This is a genomic window from Providencia sp. AGC89 (genome assembly GCF_053543535.1).
Genome location: NZ_JBIXLP010000091.1, coordinates 177,402 through 195,467, shown reverse-complemented (window position 1 = coordinate 195,467; position 18,066 = coordinate 177,402). Strand labels below are relative to the sequence as shown.

The following is an 18,066-nucleotide window of genomic DNA, read 5'->3' as shown; positions in this document are numbered from 1 at the left end:
TATCTCCATGCTGGTTTGATAAATGACTCTAAATTATTGCACTTGATTAGGTGCTGGTAATACTGAGGGGGATTGTTGTTGCCCCTGTTCAATAGGTGTCGTTGAACGAGTGTAAATATTCATGCCAGCTAAAACAATGCCGCCTACTGAGCCAAAAGCACATAATGCGCAAAGTGCGATAACAACCTTTTTCATTTTCTGTGGCCTGCGTAATCATAGTAGTAATAAGAACACAAAGTATAACTGGATGAGTGTTGCAAACAAGTTAAAAGCTGCTTTTTCTGCGTATGAGTTGGTGTTTTGCAAAAGGCTTCCCAATTTTTATGTATAATGGTGTTTAATACAGTAGTTTTGCGAAGCGCTTGGCAAACAAATTGTTTTGGCGTTCCCTTCTGTTTTCAGATTCATTATCTTTTATCTTAACTTTGGTCATCTGCATAACTTATGTCCCTGTCGAATAAAATTAAAGAACAAATAACCCAGTGGTATAAGGGGCTGTCATCACAAATTGATGGGTTTATTCCCCGAGCACCACAACGTCAGATGATAGCGGAAGTAGCAAAAAATTTGGCAGATGATGACGGTCGCCACCTTGTTATTGAGGCGCCGACAGGGGTGGGGAAAACGCTGTCTTATTTAATACCCGGTATTGCAGTGGGAAGAGCCGAAGGTAAAACGCTAGTCGTCAGTACGGCAAATGTGGCGCTGCAAGACCAGATTTATAGCAAAGATTTGCCGTTATTGAGCAAAATTATTCCTGATTTGAAATACACTGGCGCATTTGGCCGAGCACGTTACGTTTGCCCTCGCAATTTAGCCGCAATCTGTGCGGCAGAAGGCGAGCAAATTGACTTAATGCTATTAGTGGAAGATAAAACAGAGGTCGCAAATAGCGAAGAGCGGGCTATCTGCCAACAGCTTAGCCATGATTTCCAAAGTTTTGCATGGGATGGCCTAAGGGACCACCATAAGCGCTCTTTCAGTGATAACTTATGGCGTAAAGTCAGCACAGATAAAATGAATTGTTTAGGCCGAAATTGCCAATTTTACCAGCGCTGTCCATTTTTTATTGCTAGACGGGAAATTGAAGATGCAGATGTTGTGGTTGCAAACCATGCATTAGTGATGGCGGCGATGGAAAGCGAGTCGGTGCTACCTGACCCTAAAAAATTATTACTAGTACTTGATGAAGGGCACCATGTTCCTGATGTCGCAAGGGATGCCCTTGAAGTTGAAGGTGAAATTACGTTAGTTCAATTAACTGCTCAGCTTGATAATTTTATTCATCATGTAGGGCAATATATGGGGCAGTTTCGGCCAGTAAAGCCGCCAAAATTAGCTAATCCGGAGCGGCTACAACAACATGCTGAAAAATTACGAGAGTCATTTCGTGATTTTTCTATGTTAGCGAATGCTTTACTACCTGAAACGTCGAAAGAGAATGAATATTTATTTCCTCTAGGGGTACTACCAGAGCCAATGCAGTTAAGTTGCCAAATGCTCTTTAAGCAAACGGATGCTCTAAAAGGGTTAGCAGAAGCGATATTAAACGATTTAACTGAACAAACGGCAAAGCAAGACATTGTTCGCTTACATCGCTCTATTTTAACAACTAGTCGGGCTATGGGTTATTTTGAAAATATGGCAAAGCTTTGGCGTTTGGCAGCCTTAGACCAAAGCTCAGGGGCGCCAATATCTAAATGGCTAAGTCGGCGCTATGAAAAAAACCAATCACGCGTCTTTATGCATTGCGCGGGGATCCGCGTTAGCGAGCAATTGCAACATTTACTGTGGCGAAATGTGCCACATATTGTGATTACTTCGGCAACGCTTAGGTCTCTAAACAGTTATTCACGTTTCATGGAACTGACAGGGCTATCAGAAAAAAATGATGATCGTTTTGTCACCCTTTCTTCGCCTTTTAATCATATTGAGCAAGGGAAAATTATTATTCCTCAAATGGAATATGAGCCAACTATTCATAATGAAGCTCAGCATTTAGCTGAAATGGCGGCATTTTTCCGTGAGCAGTTTATAAAAGATACTCACCGTGGGGTCTTGGTATTGTTTAGCAGCCAACGTGCAATGGAAGGGTTCCTTGAGCATGTTAAAGACCTACGGTTACAGCTTTTAGTTCAAGGGGATCAGCCTCGCTATCGGTTAGTCGAAACACATTGTGAAAGAATTAACCAAGGGCTATCCAGTGCTTTGGTTGGTTTGCAATCTTTTGCGGAAGGGTTAGATTTAAAAGGTGAGTATCTTACCCAAGTCCATATTCATAAGATTGCATTTCCTCCGGTAACAAACCCTGTGATTATTACAGAAGGTGACTGGCTAAAGTCATTGAAACGTTACCCTTTTGAAGTACAAAGTTTACCAAGTGCTTCATTTAATTTAATCCAACAGGCAGGTCGGCTAATTCGTAGTCATGAATGTTATGGTGAAATAATTATTTATGATAAACGCTTACTGACAAAAAATTATGGAAAGCGTTTATTAAATGCTTTGCCTGTATTCCCTATTGAGCATCCTAAAATGCCTGAAAAACCATAGGGAAGTCATTCGGTTTATATCGCTATTGGTCTATTTTAGAAAAATATCAATGGTGATATAAAAGTAGTAAATATTGGTTTTTAAGCAAAAATAAAAGGCCACATTGCTGTGGCCTTCGGTCAATTAAAATTGACTCTAGGGTACGACATTACTCAATATTTGCTTCTAAGAACCAAAGGAATTTATCCATATCACGGGAAGCTGCGGTAAACATATCAGCGGTGTCTTCATCTTCGACTTCATCAATGGCTTTACGGATATCATTTGCCACAACAGCATAGCGATCAGCTAAGGCTTTTAAGTGGTCTTGTACACTGTGAATATTGATAGGGTAAGCCTCTAAAGAGGTAAAACGATTAACCTCTTGGGTTGTACCGATTGCTACGCCACCTAATTGGACAGCACGCTCAGCAAATTCATCTAAGTGTTCCACAAGGGTTGACCTAAAGCCGTCTAACATTTCATGAACTGCAATAAAGTTACGACCACGCATATTCCAATGTGCTTGTTTAGTCATCAAAGAGAGATCGGTAAAATGGACTACCATAACATTAAGGATACCAATGGTTTCCAATTTTACGCTATCTTCCATATCATTACGGGTATATAAAAGTTCAGTTGAAGATGCTTTAAATAATTTAGCTGTGCTCATGATTCATCCTCTCTTAAATATGAATTTGTTTAATAACCTCATCTGCTAATAAATATAAAATATTAAAGTGTATTTGTCATAGCGTAATAAACGATTAATTTAATAGGTCTATCCGATATGCTTTAATTCATTGTGGATGTTGAGGATTAATTGTTTTTTGCAATAAGTGCTATAGATGTAATTAATGAATATTTAAATATTAAAATAAAAATAACAAATGATTATTTCAAACAGATGAATAAATCTTTACATCAAAATAGGTTAATAAACACAGGAAAGACAGTATTTATTAACCTAATGTACTAATTAGCCTATTTTACAATAGACTAAGAAACTTTCTCAATTTTTGATTTAGGCGTAGCGGTCGAGGTAGAGCCTATCGAAGCGCAAACGATACACAATAAAGCTAGCCATTGAGTCATTGTTAAGTGTTCTTGTAAGAAAACAATACCTAAAAATGCCCCCATACAAGGTTCAAGGCTCATTAGCGTACCAAATGTACGAGCTGGTAAGCGTGTGAGTGCAATCATTTCCAATGTATAAGGAAATGCGGTCGATAAAATGGCTACCGCTAATGCAAGAGGCAAAATAGAAGGGTCAAACATGACTTCAAACCCTGTTTGCATTAAACCTATCGGGAAGAAGATCATGGCCGAGATAAATGAACCGATAGCTACAGTTGCTGCGCCATAGCCGGCTCCTGCTCGCTGACCAAAAATAATATAAATCCCCCAACAAACACCAGCTCCTAGTGCATAAATAGCACCTAGTGGGTCAATGGAATTAATATTATCGCCAATAGGCAGTAAGAATAATAACCCAGTTATAACAAGAGCTATCCAAAGGAAATCGATAGGTCGGCGAGATGAAAACATCGCGACCGCTAAAGGCCCTGTGAATTCTAATGCAACTGCTATCCCTAATGGAATCCGCTCTAGTGACAGATAAAATAGGTAGTTCATCGTACCTAAGGATAAACCATATGTGAGCAATGGGACGAGTGAGCTTCTTCTGAATTTTAAGCGCCAAGGCTTGAAAATAATAAAGAGTATAATTGTAGCCAGCAATAAACGTAAACCAGTAACACCGGGAGCGCCGATAACAGGAAATAAAGTTTTAGCTAAAGATGCACCGCTTTGAATAGAGGCCATTGCAAGCAGTAATAACCCTATAGGCAATAGCGGCAGAGCGCTCTTTTTTGTGTCGGCAGACATAAATAAGTAAACCTCGGAAAACGTAACTGAGTTGGTAATAAATATTTAGAAAATAAGTATTTGGTTATGAAAAATAATTTCTTAATGATTATCTCATAAAAACAAGAGGCTTTATATTTCTTTATTGCTAATAACCTTCTACCCTAGGGGATAAAGTGCTTTATAGCTAAGTTTAGATTAAGAGTAATGCTATAAGCAAAAATTTATAATAATTTCATTATGACAAATAATGTAGGGTTGAGCTTCTATATTAGGCCCGTATAATCCTCTTTTCTAAAAAAGTCATAATCAAAAGGGAAATGAGGGTCAAATGGGAAAAATTAAAAGCGTTGCCGTCTATTGTGGTTCAAGCATGGGAAAACATGAAATCTATCAGCAAAAAGCGATAGAGTTTGCTAAAGAGATGGTTAAACGTGATATCACGTTAGTTTATGGTGGGGCGAGCGTAGGAATTATGGGAACCATTGCTGATACCATCCTTGCTTTAGGGGGGAATGTTGTTGGGGTGATCCCATCGTTATTAGAAGAGCGGGAAATTTCGCATAAAAATTTAACGCAGTTGTATAAAGTAGACACTATGCATCAACGAAAAAATAAAATGATTGAGCTTGCGGATGCATTTGTTGCTTTACCGGGGGGCTATGGCACTTTGGAAGAATACGCAGAAGTCTTCACATGGAGCCAAATTGGCTTACATACTAAGCCTTGTGCTCTGTTTAATATCAATAATTATTGGCAGCCATTAGTTGATATGACTAATAAGATGGCAGATGAAGGTTTTTTACATGAAAAATATCGTCATATGGCAATAGTTGATGATTCCCCAGAGAGGATACTAAATAGTTTTGAATCATATATTGCGCCGCCAGTTAAAACTTACGACTAACGTCTCTTCTTAATGCAATAAACGGAAAGAACGATGATAAGACTAGCGATAAAAAGCGATGTAGGGGCTATTTCATCACTTTATCAAATTTTATTTGCGGAAATGGCTGCATTTGACCCTGAACGGATTAAGCCAGCTCAGCAAGCTCTTGAGTTTATTGAGAATGCAATAACTGATGATAAATTTCATCTGTTAGTAGCTGAATTTGAAGGTGAAATTAAAGGGTTTTGTATTGCTCAACAACAATCTGCCGATCCTTATAATTGCATCGTCCCTAGAAACTTTGGTTATATCTTTGATTTGGTAGTTGCCCCGAATTTTCGTGGTAAAAAAGCAGGTCAAGAATTGTTAAATGGCATGAAATCGTGGGCGAAGAGCAAACAATTTAGCCACCTAGAACTCTCAGTGCTGGCACAAAATCGCCAAGCCATTAAGTTTTATGAACGAGAAGGATTAACCGAGATCAGCCGGACAATGGGGATTAAACTTTAGTTTGGTGTTAAATCAACTTTTCCTTCTGTGTTATTAATCCGCTAAAAACAGCACAAGATCTAAGCGGCGTAATATGGCATAATGCGCCGCTATTTATACCTGCTGTAATCTATGTACTCAAATGACTGGCGTGTGAAATTTATTTTGTTATCCAAATACCCATTTTGGGGGATTTCCGTTCGCTTACGCTGTTGTCATATAAACTTATTCATCGCAGGTTATTTTACACCGTTTAATTTAAGGCATAGCAGTGTTAACAACGAACAATATCACTATGCAGTTTGGCAGTAAGCCGCTGTTTGAAAATATTTCAGTTAAATTTGGAACTGGTAACCGTTATGGTTTGATCGGCGCAAATGGCGCAGGTAAATCGACATTTATGAAGATCTTAGGTGGTGACTTAACGCCAACTTCAGGAAATGTGAGTACGACAGATCCAAATGAACGTATTGGTAAACTTCGCCAAGATCAGTTCGCATTCGAAGAATACACTGTGCTAGATACAGTAATTATGGGTCATATCGAACTGTGGAATGTGAAGCAAGAACGCGACAGAATCTATGCACTTCCTGAAATGAGCGAAGAAGATGGTTATCGAGTTGCTGACTTAGAAGTCGCTTACGGTGAAATGGATGGCTACAGTGCGGAAGCTCGAGCTGGCGAATTATTACTCGGTGTGGGTATTCCTGTTGAGCAGCATTATGGGCCAATGAGCGAGGTTGCTCCAGGTTGGAAATTGCGGGTACTTTTGGCGCAAGCATTATTCTCTGACCCAGATATTTTATTGCTTGATGAGCCGACGAATAACTTGGATATCGATACTATCCGTTGGTTAGAGCAAGTATTGAATGACCGCAATTGCACAATGATCATTATTTCCCATGATAGGCACTTTTTAAATACGGTGTGCACACACATGGCGGACTTAGATTACGGTGAATTGCGTTTATTTACCGGTAATTATGATGAATATATGATTGCTGCGACACAGGCTCGCGAACGCTTACTTTCTGATAACGCGAAGAAAAAAGCGCAAATTGCTGAACTACAATCTTTTGTGAGCCGTTTTAGTGCAAATGCTTCTAAATCGAAGCAAGCAACTTCACGGGCTCGTCAAATTGACAAAATTCAGCTTGATGAAGTTAAAGCTTCTAGCCGTCAAAACCCATTCATTCGTTTTGAGCAAGAGAAAAAACTATTCCGTAATGCGCTTGAATTAGAAGCAGTAACAAATGGTTATGACCAAGGTCCACTATTCAAAAATGTCAATTTACTGTTGGAAGTGGGCGAGAAAATGGCCGTGATCGGTGCCAATGGTATTGGTAAGACGACTTTCTTAAAAACACTGATGGGCGAACAACCAGCCACCAGTGGTGTGGTTAAATGGTCTGAAAACAGTAAGATAGGCTATTATGCACAAGACCATGCCGAAGATTTTGAAACAGACCTAACTGTTTTTGACTGGATGAGCCAGTGGAAAAATGAAGGTGATGATGAGCAAGCGGTACGCAGTATTTTAGGTCGCTTGTTGTTCTCTCAAGATGATATTAAGAAAAAAGTTAAAGTATTATCGGGTGGTGAACAAGGCCGTATGCTGTTTGGTAAGTTGATGATGCAACAGCCGAATGTGTTAATTATGGATGAACCTACTAACCACTTGGATATGGAATCTATTGAGTCATTAAACTTAGCCCTTGAAATGTATAAGGGGACGCTAATATTTGTTTCCCATGACCGTGAATTTGTAAGTTCACTAGCAAGTCGCATTTTAGAAATCAAAGAAGATAAAGTTATTGATTTCAAAGGAAGTTATGATGAGTATCTAACTAGCCAAGGCGTAGTGCTCTAATCATATTTTAACTTTTAGTATCGATTGAGTATGCTCAGTCACTAAAAAGCCCCCCAATTATTGGACAATCCATTTGGGGGGCTTTTTTATTTAAAGAAAACTAATGCTTACTTAGTTCTTCTTAACAAATTCAGATTTCAGCTTCATTTGGCCAAAACCGTCAATCTTACAATCAATATTATGGTCACCTTCGACTAAACGGATCCCTTTCACACGGGTACCGATTTTCAGCATTGAAGAACTGCCTTTGACTTTAAGGTCTTTAACTACAGTGACAGTATCGCCATCAGCTAATAGGTTGCCATTGGCATCTTTTACAATGAGCTCATCAATATCAGCTTCAGGCTCGGCATCATTCCATTCATGCGCACACTCAGGGCAGATATACATATCATTATCAGTATAGGTGTATTCAGACTGACATTTAGGGCAAGGAGGGAATTGCATATTCATACTCTCAGTAACGTTATCAAAATAATAAACTGTGGTAACAGCGCTAGCCGTAAATGCCACAAAAGAGGGATAGTATAAGGTGAAAGGGCAAAAAAAATATTTTTTCAGATTATTCTTAATTTACTGCAAGTGTAATGGAAAGGCGAGAAACTTCCCGCCTAATTGAACTTGGTTTGATTATTAGTGTTGACCGCATACTTCGCAATGTGGGTCTTTAGTTAGCTTAAATTGGCGAAAATCCATAGTCATAGCATCAAATAGCAACACTTTCCCCGAATTTACTTGGCCATAGTTAGCCAGTAATTTAATCGTTTCCATCGCTTCCAAGGTACCAATAGTGCCAACTAAAGGCGACATCACACCAGCCTCGACACAAGTTAAACTATTTTCTCCAAATAACCGGCTTAAGCAGCGATAGCATGGGGTATCATGTTGATAAGTAAAAACGGACAATTGACCTTCCATGCGAATAGCTGCACCGGAAATAAATGGTTTTTTATGAGGTAAACATAAACGATTTAACTGCTCACGAATGGCTACATTGTCGGTGCAGTCTAAGACCACATCATGGCGTTTAATTAATTCATCAAGCTGTTGGTCATCTAATTGCATATTAACTGTGTCAATACGAATATGCGGATTGATAGCACTAAGCTGCGATTTAGCTGAATTAACTTTAGGCTCACCAATAGTTGCATCGCGGTGCAAAATTTGCCTTTGCAAGTTTGATAATGACACCGTATCAAAATCAACCAAGGTTAAGTGACCGACTCCAGCTGCCGCAAGGTATTGGGTCGCTGCGCAACCTAAGCCACCTAGACCGATAACGAGCGCATGGCTGGATTTGAGTTTTTCTTGCCCGTCAAAATCAAACCCGCGTAAGATAATTTGGCGGTTGTAACGCAGCATTTCGTCATCACTGAGTTCTAGCACGATAATTATTCGCTTTTCAATAAGTAGTTAAACATTTCAACTTCGACCATTTCTCCCGCTTCAACTCGACCGCGTTCTCTTTCTAATACGATAAAACAGTTCGCTAAGCTAAATGAGCTAAATACATGCGACCCTTGGTGGCCAGTAGTGGCGACGTGTAATTGCCCTTGTTCGTCGGCCGTTAAAATACCACGTTGGAAATCAAGGCGGCCCGGTGTCTTTTTCAGTGGTGTAGTGACTGGTACTTTAAAACGCAGCGGTGTACACCATTGGCTGTGCCCTGAGAGGCGGGCGATCAGCGGTTGTACCAACTGATAAAAGGTTAATGCAGCAGAAACAGGGTTTCCTGGTAGACCGCAAAACCATGAAGAGCTGAGTTTGCCAAAAGCAAAAGGTTTCCCCGGTTTTATTGCCAACTTCCAAAAGCCAATCGAACCAAGCTCATCTAAAATTTGTTTAGTATAGTCAGCTTCCCCCACAGAAACACCACCGCTACTGATCACTAAATCTGCTTGTTGGTCGGCTTCGATAAAAGTCTGTTTTAGTTTCTCTGGGGAGTCGGGGATCACGCCAAAATCTAATATTTCACAGTTGAGTTTTTCGAGCATCAGGCGAACGGTAAAACGGTTAGTGTCATAAATTTGCCCGTCAGTTAATGGTTGGCCAACAGCCTGTAGCTCGTCTCCGGTGGAGAAAACGGCAACTTTTAAACGGCGATAGACGGTCACATCAGAAATGCCTAATGACGCAATAAGGGGTAATTGCGCTGTTGTCAGTAATGTGCCCGCAGGGAACACTGCGCTACCTTGGGCAATATCTTCCCCCGCTTTACGAATATTACTGCCTTTTTTAATTGGCTGTGTGAATATAATACCCTGCTCAGTTTGCTCTGTTGATTCTTGCATAACTACGGTATCAACGCCTTGGGGAATTGGAGCTCCGGTCATAATACGGATACAGCAACCTGCTTTAAGCTCCCCCTCCATCGGTTTACCTGCAAAAGATTTACCGGCAACTGGCAATGGGGTTTTGCCATCCCAATCAGCAAAACATAAACCATATCCATCCATCGCAGAATTATCAAATGGTGGAACATTAATCGGGGAAATCAGGTCAGTGGCGATAATACGTTGATCTGAGCTGGTCAGTGGAATGATCTCTGTGCCTGTCACGGTTTTAGTGTTAGAGAGTAGCTTTTCTAATGCAAGCTCTAGAGAAATCAAATCGTTAGTATGACACTGATCCATAAATAATAACCCTCATTATTGTTATATGCCTTGAGGCTAAAAATGTGTTGGTAATGCATATTATGGCAGAAATACCTGATTGGGTGAATGAATAGAAATTGATTACAAATAGCTTTTAGTCAGATTTATATTAGTGAGCAATGAATTAAGCGATAATAAACTGCACGAAAAGCATACTTGATTTGTTGAAATGATGTTAAAAGTTAGAAATTGAATTATTCTATATAACAATAATATTCAGGCTTAATATGAGTGAATATAGTGTCAATAAAACCAATAACTTTTTCTCCAAGCCATAGCGCAAAGGCTTTTCATATCGCATTTACGGGGTTTCTCTCCTTAATCGTGGTGATGGGGATAGGGCGATTTACATTAACCCCTCAAGTGCCTTTAATGATCAAAGAACATCAGTTAACACTATCGACTGCCAGTGTTGTTGCTGCTTGTAATTATCTTGGTTATTTACTTGGCTCATTTGATGCGATGAGAGCACGCTCACACGTTGAAAAGCGCATGTGGTTAGGTGTTTGGGGCGCGGTAGTGATAACTCTGCTTAGCGCGTTGTTAAATGGGCCTATTTTACACAGCGTTGCCCGCTTTGTGATTGGTTGGGCGAGTGGAATAGCATTAGTTCTTGTCGCAGCATGGGCGAATGAAACCCTTGCTCGGTTAAATAGGCCAGCACTCAGTGTTGCTGTTTTTGCGGGCACAGGTGCTGGGATTTTTATTAGTGGTGTGCTGGCTGTTGCTATCCAAAGTTGGCATTTAACGGCTAGCCAAGCTTGGATTATTTATGGGGTACTAGCGCTGATCTTAAGCTTATATATTAGCCGATATTTACCCCGCAAAGGGCAGTGGGAAAGGCCTTCTGGTGAAATAAAAAAATTAATACTAACCCCAGAAATTAAACGTTTGGTTTGGTGTTATGGGTTGGCTGGTTTTGGTTATATTTTACCTGCTACATTTTTATCGCAAATGGCAGCACAGCGTTTCCCGGATAGCTTATTTGCTCAGTTTGTTTGGCCTATTTTTGGGGCATCAGCGGTTGTTGGGATTGTATTAGCCATGCTACTACGAAATTTGTCAACAACCCGTAATCGTTTAGCGATTAGCTTGTGGTTACAAGGGCTCGGTATTTTGATTGCGGAAGTGGTTCCCGACATTTCAGGTTTAGCATTTTCTGCGGTATTGGTCGGTTCAGGTTTTATGTGTACGGTGCAGTTAGCGCTTCAATTAGGGCGTGAACTTGCACCTGATCATAACCGTTTTATGGCAGGGTTATTGACAACATTTTATGCTATTGGGCAATTAATAGGGCCAACGCTATCATTTATATCCACGTCTTTAACAGGGCGATTGGAACCCGCGCTATATATCGCACTTATCGCCTTGGTAGTAGGCGGATTATTGGTTTATCGTTACCCTAAACGTGAGCTTCGTTAATAAATATTTAGTTCAGCATATTATATATGTGATAGTGATTTTAAATCATAGGATTACTATGGTGAAGAAAGTTGCCTATGGACATGCAAATATTTCACTCCCGCAGTTGAGGTTATACTGGATTATCTGTACCTGCTGTTTTAGAGTAAAGCGCACACCTGCATTTTTATAATAATAGTTACACCATTTGTGGAGGAACCCATGCCATCTCTGAGTAAAGAGGCCGAATTAGTTCATGCAGCTTTGGAAGCTAGAGGCTTAGAAACGCCTTTGCGTATCCAGCCGAAATCAGGCGAAGAGCGTAAGCAACTGATTGAAGGGCATATGACAGAGATCATGAAGCTACTGAATCTGGATTTATCTGATGATAGCTTAGCTGACACCCCTCGTCGTATTGCAAAAATGTACGTCGATGAGATTTTTTCAGGTTTAGATTATACTAATTTCCCAAAAATCACATTGATTGAAAATAAAATGAAAGTCGATGAGATGGTAACGGTACGGGATATCACATTAACCAGTACTTGTGAGCACCACTTTGTGACCATTGATGGTAAAGCGACGGTTGCTTATATTCCAAAAGATAAAGTCATTGGTTTATCAAAAATTAATCGTATTGTGCAGTTTTTCTCTCAGCGCCCGCAAGTTCAAGAGCGTTTAACTCAGCAAATTTTAGTCGCCTTACAAACGTTGTTGGGAACGACGAACGTTGCTGTTTCCATTGATGCCGTGCATTATTGTGTTAAAGCACGTGGTATACGCGACGCCACCAGCGCGACAACGACGACATCGTTAGGTGGGTTATTTAAGTCGAGCCAAAACACAAGGCAAGAGTTTCTACGTGCTGTTCGCCACTTATAAGTTATGGTAACAGCGGCATCGTCAAGGCGTATAGCGCAGCTTGACACTGTTCGTGGCATGGCAATTCTAGGTATTTTTCTTTTGAATATCTTTGGGTTTGCTTTGCCACAAGCAGCTTATTTAAACCCCTATTACACGTCAACGACCTCTCCTTCAGAAGCCTATATCTGGGTTGTTTTCAATGTGCTGTTTCAAGGCAAGGTTTTGGCCATTTTTTCTATTTTATTTGGGGCGACTTTAGCATTATTACAGTCGCGAACATTGAGATGGAATCATTGCCGGCTTTTTATCTTAGCTATCTTTGGAGTTATTCATGGTGTGCTTTTTTGGGATGGAGACATTCTTCTTGCTTATGCATTGACAGGGTTAGTCGCTGTGTATCTAATTAATTATTATAGTGACCGAGTATTGTTAAACCTCGCTGTTACCATTTATTTAGTTGGTTTGATTATATTATTTATTTTAGGTAGTGGCGTTGACCCGAGCCATTTTTGGCAAATTTCAGCGCAACAGGTAGCTGATGAGCAAATGGTAAGAATTGCGGGGGGAATCGAAGGGGTTATTTACCGCACAACAGAAATGTTTATCATGGTAGAAATGCTGGTCATCCAATATGGCTGGCAATTATTAGCGCTAATGGTCATTGGGGCGTTATTAATTAAAAATGGTTGGCTTAAAGGGCAATTTAGTCCACAACATTACCGGAAAATAGCTAAATTATTTATTGTTCCTGCGCTGGTGGTGCAAATTATCGCGTTATATGCACAAAGCCAATTAAATTGGAGCTATTTTGCTACTTCAATTGTAGGGTACATTATTAATGAGTTAGTTACCCCTTTTCAATCATTGGGTTATATCGCATTAGTATATGGCTTTTGGGGTAAAATCCAGTCTAGTAAATTGGTTGATTACCTACAGAATGTGGGGCGAATGGCATTAAGTAACTATATTTTACAAACCCTGATTTGTACGACAATATTTTATCACCTAGGGTATTTTGGGGTATTCAGCCGTGTTGAATTACTGCTTTTTATTCCAATAATTTGGGCTATAAACCTATTATTTTCTCATTATTGGTTGCGAGTATTTCGCCAAGGGCCACTTGAATGGTGCTGGCGTACGTTAACTGAAAAGTTGTATCGTTAAGCGGTTATCGGCTTTAATGATGGCTTATTCACTTAGGTCAGTTAGTTTAATTTATTTATTTCTTCGGGTGAAACCGCTGGGTAGCCTTTAATTCCATCCGGCATTTTTATTGGAGCAGGTATAGATTCTTGCTCCCCTAAGAACTTTGGTTCGCGCTTTAAAATATATAAATCAGCTAATGCACCGAGCCGTGCGAACACTTCCCGAGCCCTGACTCTATACATTCCTTCGGGGGTGGGGACCGCTAAACATTGCGCATCAATACCTTTATGTTTTGCTATAAAGACCGCTCGCTCACAATGGAAACGTTGGGTAATGATAGTAAAATTATCGGTATCAAAAACTTTCTTAGTACGAACTACAGAATCCAGAGTCCTAAAACCTGCAAAATCAAGAACAATCTTTGACGCGGGAACACCTTCTTTAATAAGGTCTTTGCGCATATTGATGGGTTCATTGTAATTATGTGCACCATTATCACCACTTAAGAGCAAATACTTTACTTTGCCACTACGGTAAGCTTCTGCTGCACCTTTAATGCGATAGGAATAGTAGAGGTTAGTCACACCGGATGTGTAATATTTTGATGTACCAAGCACCATGCCAACATTGCGTGCAGGCAATTTTTCTATATCTTCATAGATATAGGGAGCGGTATCCCAGCTTATCCAGCGATCAAGCAAAATAATGGTCGTTATTGCTATCCCTGCAAGAATAAAAAGACCAATAATCAGACGTTTCCTCATGTCCTAGCCTTGAAAATAAAAAATCATAAATGAGATTGCTAGCCTTAATTGACCAGAGCTTCTAGGCTACTTGAGTTAAATAAGTGGCGCAAGTCACGTAACGTAAAGTCGTGTCAATGTTAGCCCTTTGTATAAGGTTGACGAATATTAAAGCGTATTATTGTGTGAAAAAACATCAGCGATTGGATGAAAAAATTGAAAGTTTGCCATTACAAACAGTGAGCAGTTTCACATCTCGGTAGTTTTTATGTCATAAGGCTATCTGTTATGAAATTTTAATTCTATATTTATATTTTGTTGTGAAATTAAATTTCTTTAAATGTAGTCTATCTTTGATAATAAACACAGTAACCTGATAGGTGAAAAGCATGAAACTAACGACATTAATCGCGGCAAGTGCGGTACTGATTACTTCAAGCGTAGCAGCAAAAGATTACCAAATTAACCATACAGAACAGTTGAAATCACTGAATGATGCGACTAAAAGTGCTGAAATCTGGGAACAGGCAGAGGTATTGACGGACTTTACTTATCCATGGGAAAAAGAAGCCGCTCCGAAAACAGATTTTCGTGCACTTTGGAGTGATGACGCATTATATTTTCGTTTTATTGCCGAAGATAAAGACATACAGCTGGGGGATGACCCTGATAAAGACCAAGCAGTATTAGATTCTGATCGTGTAGAGCTATTTTTTGCTACCAGCCCTGAACTAAAGCCTTATTATACTGCTGAAATGGACCCTAAAGGGCGTACTTTTGACGCGAAGGCTAATTTTTATCGGGAGGTCGACCCTAGTTGGAATTGGGAAACGCTGCAAACCGTGGGTGAAATAACACCAAACGGCTATATATTAACAGGCAAGATTGACCTTGATGAGTTCAGCAAGCTTAATTTATGGCAAGACAAAGATAAGAAAACCCTAATGTGCGCTATCTTACGCGGGGAGTTTAGTGCTGGTGAGCCTAAGCAAGTCCGTAAGTGGATTAGCTGGATCAAACCTGATTCTGTAAAACCTGATTTTCATATACCTTCTGCTTTTGGCTCCTGTAAATTTGTAAAATAACGCTATTAGCGGCAGTATTTCACTGCCGCTTTTTCCCTTAGAACATGAATGAACTGTGAGAAAGATCATAATCATCACTTTAGTTGATTTTATTATTGCAATTTAAATTGAAATAAAAATTCATATATAGTAATTTTTATTGAAATTAAATTTCAAATGCAATGAGGGGTGTTTTAATGTCTCTAGCCGAAAGTACTCTGAGTGACTGTCTACAAAATGAATTCAATCAGGAAACCTTACAGTTTTCACGTTTGGAGACATTATCGATGGTTACACTCATTAACCAAGCGGATAGCACCGTTGCAGGGGCTATTCAGACCGTTTTACCCGCGATTGCAGAGGCGGTTGATGCTATTGCTGAGTGCTTAAAACAAGGCGGTCGTTTGTTTTATATCGGTGCGGGGACTAGTGGAAGGCTTGCAGTCTTAGATAGCGCGGAGTGCCCTCCAACTTTTGGTACCTCACCAGAATTAGTGCAATCAATTATTGCTGGTGGTCAAGATGCGATGCTAAAGGCAGTTGAAAATATTGAAGATTCACCTGAAGCAGCAATAGAAGAATTGAAAAAGCGCCAGCTTTGTGGAAAAGACGTTGTTGTGGGTATCGCTGCAAGTGGGCGAACTCCATTTACTTTAGCAGGGATTGACTATGCCAATGGGCTTGGTGCGTTAACCGTTGCTATCACGACCCGGGGCCGCGGGCTCTTAAGTCATATTGCAAAAATAGCGATTGCGCCAGATGTAGGGCCTGAAGTGCTATCAGGCTCAACGCGCATGAAGAGTGGTACCGCCCAAAAAATGATTTTAGGTATGTTAAGTACATGTGTTATGGGACGCCTCGGCCGTATCCACACTAACTTAATGATTGATGTCGTTGCCAGTAATATTAAATTATTACGCCGTGCAGAACGAATTGTCAGTGAAGTTTGCGGTATTGATACACAAATAGCCGCAGAGTTATTAGTGCAAGTGGATTACCACCCACGACGCGCAATTTTAATGTATGAATTACAAATTAGTGCACAGCAAGCAACGGATATAGTTCAGCAGCATCCAAATACAACACTGGATAAAATGTTAGAAACTCACCGTTAATAAACCGGTATAGCATGATGGAGAGCCAAGCTATTGGCTCAGCCAACATCAGGGGAATAATATGGCTAATAAGATAGAACATCTGGAAGTACTCGCCAGAGAAATAGAAAAATATGCGGGCGGCTTTGAGAACGTGGCAACTTTAACTCACTGTATGACTCGTATCCGTTTAGTGTTAAAGGACAATAGCAAGTTTGATGCTGATGCGTTGAAGCAAATTGATGGTGTGAAAGGTGTTATTTTTAATGGTGAGCAACAGCAGGTGATTGTTGGTATGGGCACCGCAGCAAAAGTTTTTTCAGTAATGAATAAGCGAATGCAGGGTAGTGCATCGGCCACCACAGCCGAGCAAGCTCCTGTAGAGAAAAAAGCGTTTTCTATTCGTCGTACTTTAAACACCTTGGCTGCTATATTTGTTCCTACTATTCCAGCTCTGATTGGTTGCGGCCTTATTATGGGGCTTATCAATATTGTTCGTTTGGTTGCACCAGGGGTTGTAGAACAATTTCCAGAGCTATTCAAATTATTGAAATTAATCGGCAGTTCAGTATTTGTTTATCTATCAATTATGATTGGGGTAAATACGGCAAAGGAACTCGGCGCATCGACCTCAATTGGTGCGGTTATGGCGGGCTTGCTCTCCATGCCGGGATTGGCTGATATTACTTTATTTGGCTCCAAACTGGTACCAAATAGTGGTGGGATATTCGCCGTCTTGATGGTCGTTGTTTTTTCGTCAAAATTTGAAGTGTGGTTTCGAAGTATTATCAAAGAAAGCCTTGATTTGATAGTCACACCATTTGTCACGATCTTAGTATCAGCAATGGTTGCCATTATCGTATTCCAACCTGCTGGCCATTATTTGAATCAAATCTTGGCGCAAGGTGTTTCTGTTGCATTACTGGATAGTGGTGGTGGTGCTGTAGCGACAGGTGGGGTCTTAGGCGGTAGTTTCTTATTTTTACTGTTAACGGGTCTACACCAAGGGTTGATACCTATCCATGCGGAAATTTTACAAACCTTTGGTCTGAATTATTTATTCCCAATCTTAGCAATGGGCGGTATGGGGCAGGTAGGTTCTTGTTTCTGGGTGTATTTAAAAACTAAAAATCAACGGTTGAAAAAAACGCTAGTCGGGGCATTGCCGGTCGGTATTTTTGGGGTAGGTGAACCATTGTTATTTGGTGTGTCATTACCGCTAGGTAAGCCCTTCATTGCTGGCTGTATTGGTGGTGCTGCTGGTGGTGCATTAATGGCCTTTTTCCATGTTGGTATTATCATCCCATTTGGCACCGCTGGGTTATCATTAATCCCATTAGTAGGAGATGGGCAAATACTGGACTTTCTAATTGCAGTTGCAGGCGCATGGATTGTCGGGTTCATTGCCAGTATGATAATAGGCTTCACTGATCCAGAAAAATAACTAGAAGGAA

The 18,066-nt window shown here is 40.2% G+C and carries 17 protein-coding genes; 10 read left to right on the top strand and 7 right to left on the bottom strand.

What is annotated here, in order from left to right:
• Window positions 1–33: 33 nt before the first annotated feature.
• Entirely contained in the window at window positions 34–195 is a 162-nt protein-coding gene (locus ACIPUA_RS20700; protein WP_164975526.1) for a hypothetical protein, read from the bottom strand.
• A 249-nt stretch (window positions 196–444) separates the two neighbouring features.
• Here ACIPUA_RS20700 and dinG point away from each other — a divergent pair, with 249 nt between their 5' ends.
• Complete coding sequence (gene dinG, locus ACIPUA_RS20695) at window positions 445–2,553, top strand: ATP-dependent DNA helicase DinG (RefSeq protein ID WP_042846589.1); 2,109 nt, start codon at window positions 445–447, stop codon at window positions 2,551–2,553.
• Window positions 2,554–2,701: 148 nt separating this feature from the next.
• On the opposite strand, the gene dps is transcribed toward dinG, so the two are convergent.
• Both dps and rhtA read right to left on the bottom strand, forming a co-directional pair.
• The gene (gene dps / locus ACIPUA_RS20690; RefSeq protein WP_042846588.1) at window positions 2,702–3,205 is read right to left on the bottom strand and encodes a DNA starvation/stationary phase protection protein Dps; all 504 of its coding nucleotides are present in this window, start codon (window positions 3,203–3,205) and stop codon (window positions 2,702–2,704) included.
• A gap of 326 nt (window positions 3,206–3,531) precedes the next feature.
• Entirely contained in the window at window positions 3,532–4,419 is an 888-nt protein-coding gene (gene rhtA, locus ACIPUA_RS20685; RefSeq protein ID WP_042846587.1) for a threonine/homoserine exporter RhtA, read from the bottom strand.
• A gap of 310 nt (window positions 4,420–4,729) precedes the next feature.
• Between rhtA and ACIPUA_RS20680 the strand changes: the two genes are divergently transcribed.
• The 3 genes from ACIPUA_RS20680 (at window position 4,730) to ACIPUA_RS20670 (ending at window position 7,646) form a co-directional block, all read left to right on the top strand.
• Window positions 4,730–5,305: an LOG family protein gene (locus tag ACIPUA_RS20680; protein WP_042846586.1), complete on the top strand. Its 576-nt coding sequence runs from the start codon at window positions 4,730–4,732 to the stop codon at window positions 5,303–5,305.
• A gap of 33 nt (window positions 5,306–5,338) precedes the next feature.
• Window positions 5,339–5,797, top strand: coding sequence for a GNAT family N-acetyltransferase (locus ACIPUA_RS20675; RefSeq protein ID WP_042846585.1), 459 nt, complete (start codon window positions 5,339–5,341; stop codon window positions 5,795–5,797).
• Window positions 5,798–6,047: 250 nt separating this feature from the next.
• Window positions 6,048–7,646 (top strand): ABC-F family ATPase, encoded by a 1,599-nt coding sequence (locus ACIPUA_RS20670; RefSeq protein ID WP_042846584.1) that lies wholly within the window; start codon window positions 6,048–6,050, stop codon window positions 7,644–7,646.
• A 111-nt stretch (window positions 7,647–7,757) separates the two neighbouring features.
• On the opposite strand, the gene ACIPUA_RS20665 is transcribed toward ACIPUA_RS20670, so the two are convergent.
• From ACIPUA_RS20665 to moeA, 3 genes are all read right to left on the bottom strand, one after another.
• Entirely contained in the window at window positions 7,758–8,093 is a 336-nt protein-coding gene (locus ACIPUA_RS20665; RefSeq protein ID WP_042846644.1) for a zinc ribbon domain-containing protein YjdM, read from the bottom strand.
• A 186-nt stretch (window positions 8,094–8,279) separates the two neighbouring features.
• Window positions 8,280–9,035, bottom strand: a complete 756-nt coding sequence (moeB, locus tag ACIPUA_RS20660) for a molybdopterin-synthase adenylyltransferase MoeB (RefSeq protein WP_449060109.1) — start codon at window positions 9,033–9,035, stop codon at window positions 8,280–8,282.
• A 2-nt stretch (window positions 9,036–9,037) separates the two neighbouring features.
• The gene (gene moeA / locus ACIPUA_RS20655) at window positions 9,038–10,279 is read right to left on the bottom strand and encodes a molybdopterin molybdotransferase MoeA (RefSeq protein ID WP_449060095.1); all 1,242 of its coding nucleotides are present in this window, start codon (window positions 10,277–10,279) and stop codon (window positions 9,038–9,040) included.
• Between the two features lie 261 nt (window positions 10,280–10,540).
• Between moeA and ACIPUA_RS20650 the strand changes: the two genes are divergently transcribed.
• The 3 genes from ACIPUA_RS20650 to yeiB all read left to right on the top strand — a co-directional run bounded on the left by ACIPUA_RS20650 (window position 10,541) and on the right by yeiB (window position 13,729).
• Window positions 10,541–11,722, top strand: a complete 1,182-nt coding sequence (locus ACIPUA_RS20650) for a YbfB/YjiJ family MFS transporter (RefSeq protein ID WP_048606549.1) — start codon at window positions 10,541–10,543, stop codon at window positions 11,720–11,722.
• Between the two features lie 201 nt (window positions 11,723–11,923).
• Complete coding sequence (folE, locus tag ACIPUA_RS20645) at window positions 11,924–12,583, top strand: GTP cyclohydrolase I FolE (RefSeq protein WP_042846580.1); 660 nt, start codon at window positions 11,924–11,926, stop codon at window positions 12,581–12,583.
• A 3-nt stretch (window positions 12,584–12,586) separates the two neighbouring features.
• Complete coding sequence (gene yeiB / locus ACIPUA_RS20640) at window positions 12,587–13,729, top strand: DUF418 domain-containing protein YeiB (protein WP_042846579.1); 1,143 nt, start codon at window positions 12,587–12,589, stop codon at window positions 13,727–13,729.
• Window positions 13,730–13,770: 41 nt separating this feature from the next.
• On the opposite strand, the gene sanA is transcribed toward yeiB, so the two are convergent.
• Window positions 13,771–14,475, bottom strand: coding sequence for an outer membrane permeability protein SanA (gene sanA / locus ACIPUA_RS20635; RefSeq protein ID WP_449060094.1), 705 nt, complete (start codon window positions 14,473–14,475; stop codon window positions 13,771–13,773).
• Window positions 14,476–14,843: 368 nt separating this feature from the next.
• Between sanA and ACIPUA_RS20630 the strand changes: the two genes are divergently transcribed.
• The 3 genes from ACIPUA_RS20630 (at window position 14,844) to ACIPUA_RS20620 (ending at window position 18,056) form a co-directional block, all read left to right on the top strand.
• Window positions 14,844–15,539, top strand: a complete 696-nt coding sequence (locus tag ACIPUA_RS20630) for a carbohydrate-binding family 9-like protein (protein ID WP_042846577.1) — start codon at window positions 14,844–14,846, stop codon at window positions 15,537–15,539.
• A 176-nt stretch (window positions 15,540–15,715) separates the two neighbouring features.
• The gene (gene murQ, locus ACIPUA_RS20625; protein WP_042846576.1) at window positions 15,716–16,633 is read left to right on the top strand and encodes an N-acetylmuramic acid 6-phosphate etherase; all 918 of its coding nucleotides are present in this window, start codon (window positions 15,716–15,718) and stop codon (window positions 16,631–16,633) included.
• Window positions 16,634–16,694: 61 nt separating this feature from the next.
• Window positions 16,695–18,056 (top strand): PTS transporter subunit EIIC, encoded by a 1,362-nt coding sequence (locus ACIPUA_RS20620; protein ID WP_042846575.1) that lies wholly within the window; start codon window positions 16,695–16,697, stop codon window positions 18,054–18,056.
• Window positions 18,057–18,066: the final 10 nt, after the last annotated feature.

What these genes read in the sequence shown, in the direction of transcription:
- folE (WP_042846580.1), top strand. Translation starts at nt 11,924, where the DNA reads ATGCCATCTCTGAGTAAAGAGGCCGAATTAGTTCATGCAGCTTTGGAA.
- murQ (WP_042846576.1), top strand. Translation starts at nt 15,716, where the DNA reads ATGTCTCTAGCCGAAAGTACTCTGAGTGACTGTCTACAAAATGAATTC.
- rhtA (WP_042846587.1), bottom strand. Translation starts at nt 4,419, where the DNA reads ATGTCTGCCGACACAAAAAAGAGCGCTCTGCCGCTATTGCCTATAGGG.
- sanA (WP_449060094.1), bottom strand. Translation starts at nt 14,475, where the DNA reads ATGAGGAAACGTCTGATTATTGGTCTTTTTATTCTTGCAGGGATAGCA.
- ACIPUA_RS20630 (WP_042846577.1), top strand. Translation starts at nt 14,844, where the DNA reads ATGAAACTAACGACATTAATCGCGGCAAGTGCGGTACTGATTACTTCA.
- moeA (WP_449060095.1), bottom strand. Translation starts at nt 10,279, where the DNA reads ATGGATCAGTGTCATACTAACGATTTGATTTCTCTAGAGCTTGCATTA.
- yeiB (WP_042846579.1), top strand. Translation starts at nt 12,587, where the DNA reads ATGGTAACAGCGGCATCGTCAAGGCGTATAGCGCAGCTTGACACTGTT.
- dps (WP_042846588.1), bottom strand. Translation starts at nt 3,205, where the DNA reads ATGAGCACAGCTAAATTATTTAAAGCATCTTCAACTGAACTTTTATAT.
- dinG (WP_042846589.1), top strand. Translation starts at nt 445, where the DNA reads ATGTCCCTGTCGAATAAAATTAAAGAACAAATAACCCAGTGGTATAAG.
- ACIPUA_RS20665 (WP_042846644.1), bottom strand. Translation starts at nt 8,093, where the DNA reads ATGCAATTCCCTCCTTGCCCTAAATGTCAGTCTGAATACACCTATACT.
- ACIPUA_RS20675 (WP_042846585.1), top strand. Translation starts at nt 5,339, where the DNA reads ATGATAAGACTAGCGATAAAAAGCGATGTAGGGGCTATTTCATCACTT.
- ACIPUA_RS20680 (WP_042846586.1), top strand. Translation starts at nt 4,730, where the DNA reads ATGGGAAAAATTAAAAGCGTTGCCGTCTATTGTGGTTCAAGCATGGGA.
- ACIPUA_RS20700 (WP_164975526.1), bottom strand. Translation starts at nt 195, where the DNA reads ATGAAAAAGGTTGTTATCGCACTTTGCGCATTATGTGCTTTTGGCTCA.
- ACIPUA_RS20620 (WP_042846575.1), top strand. Translation starts at nt 16,695, where the DNA reads ATGGCTAATAAGATAGAACATCTGGAAGTACTCGCCAGAGAAATAGAA.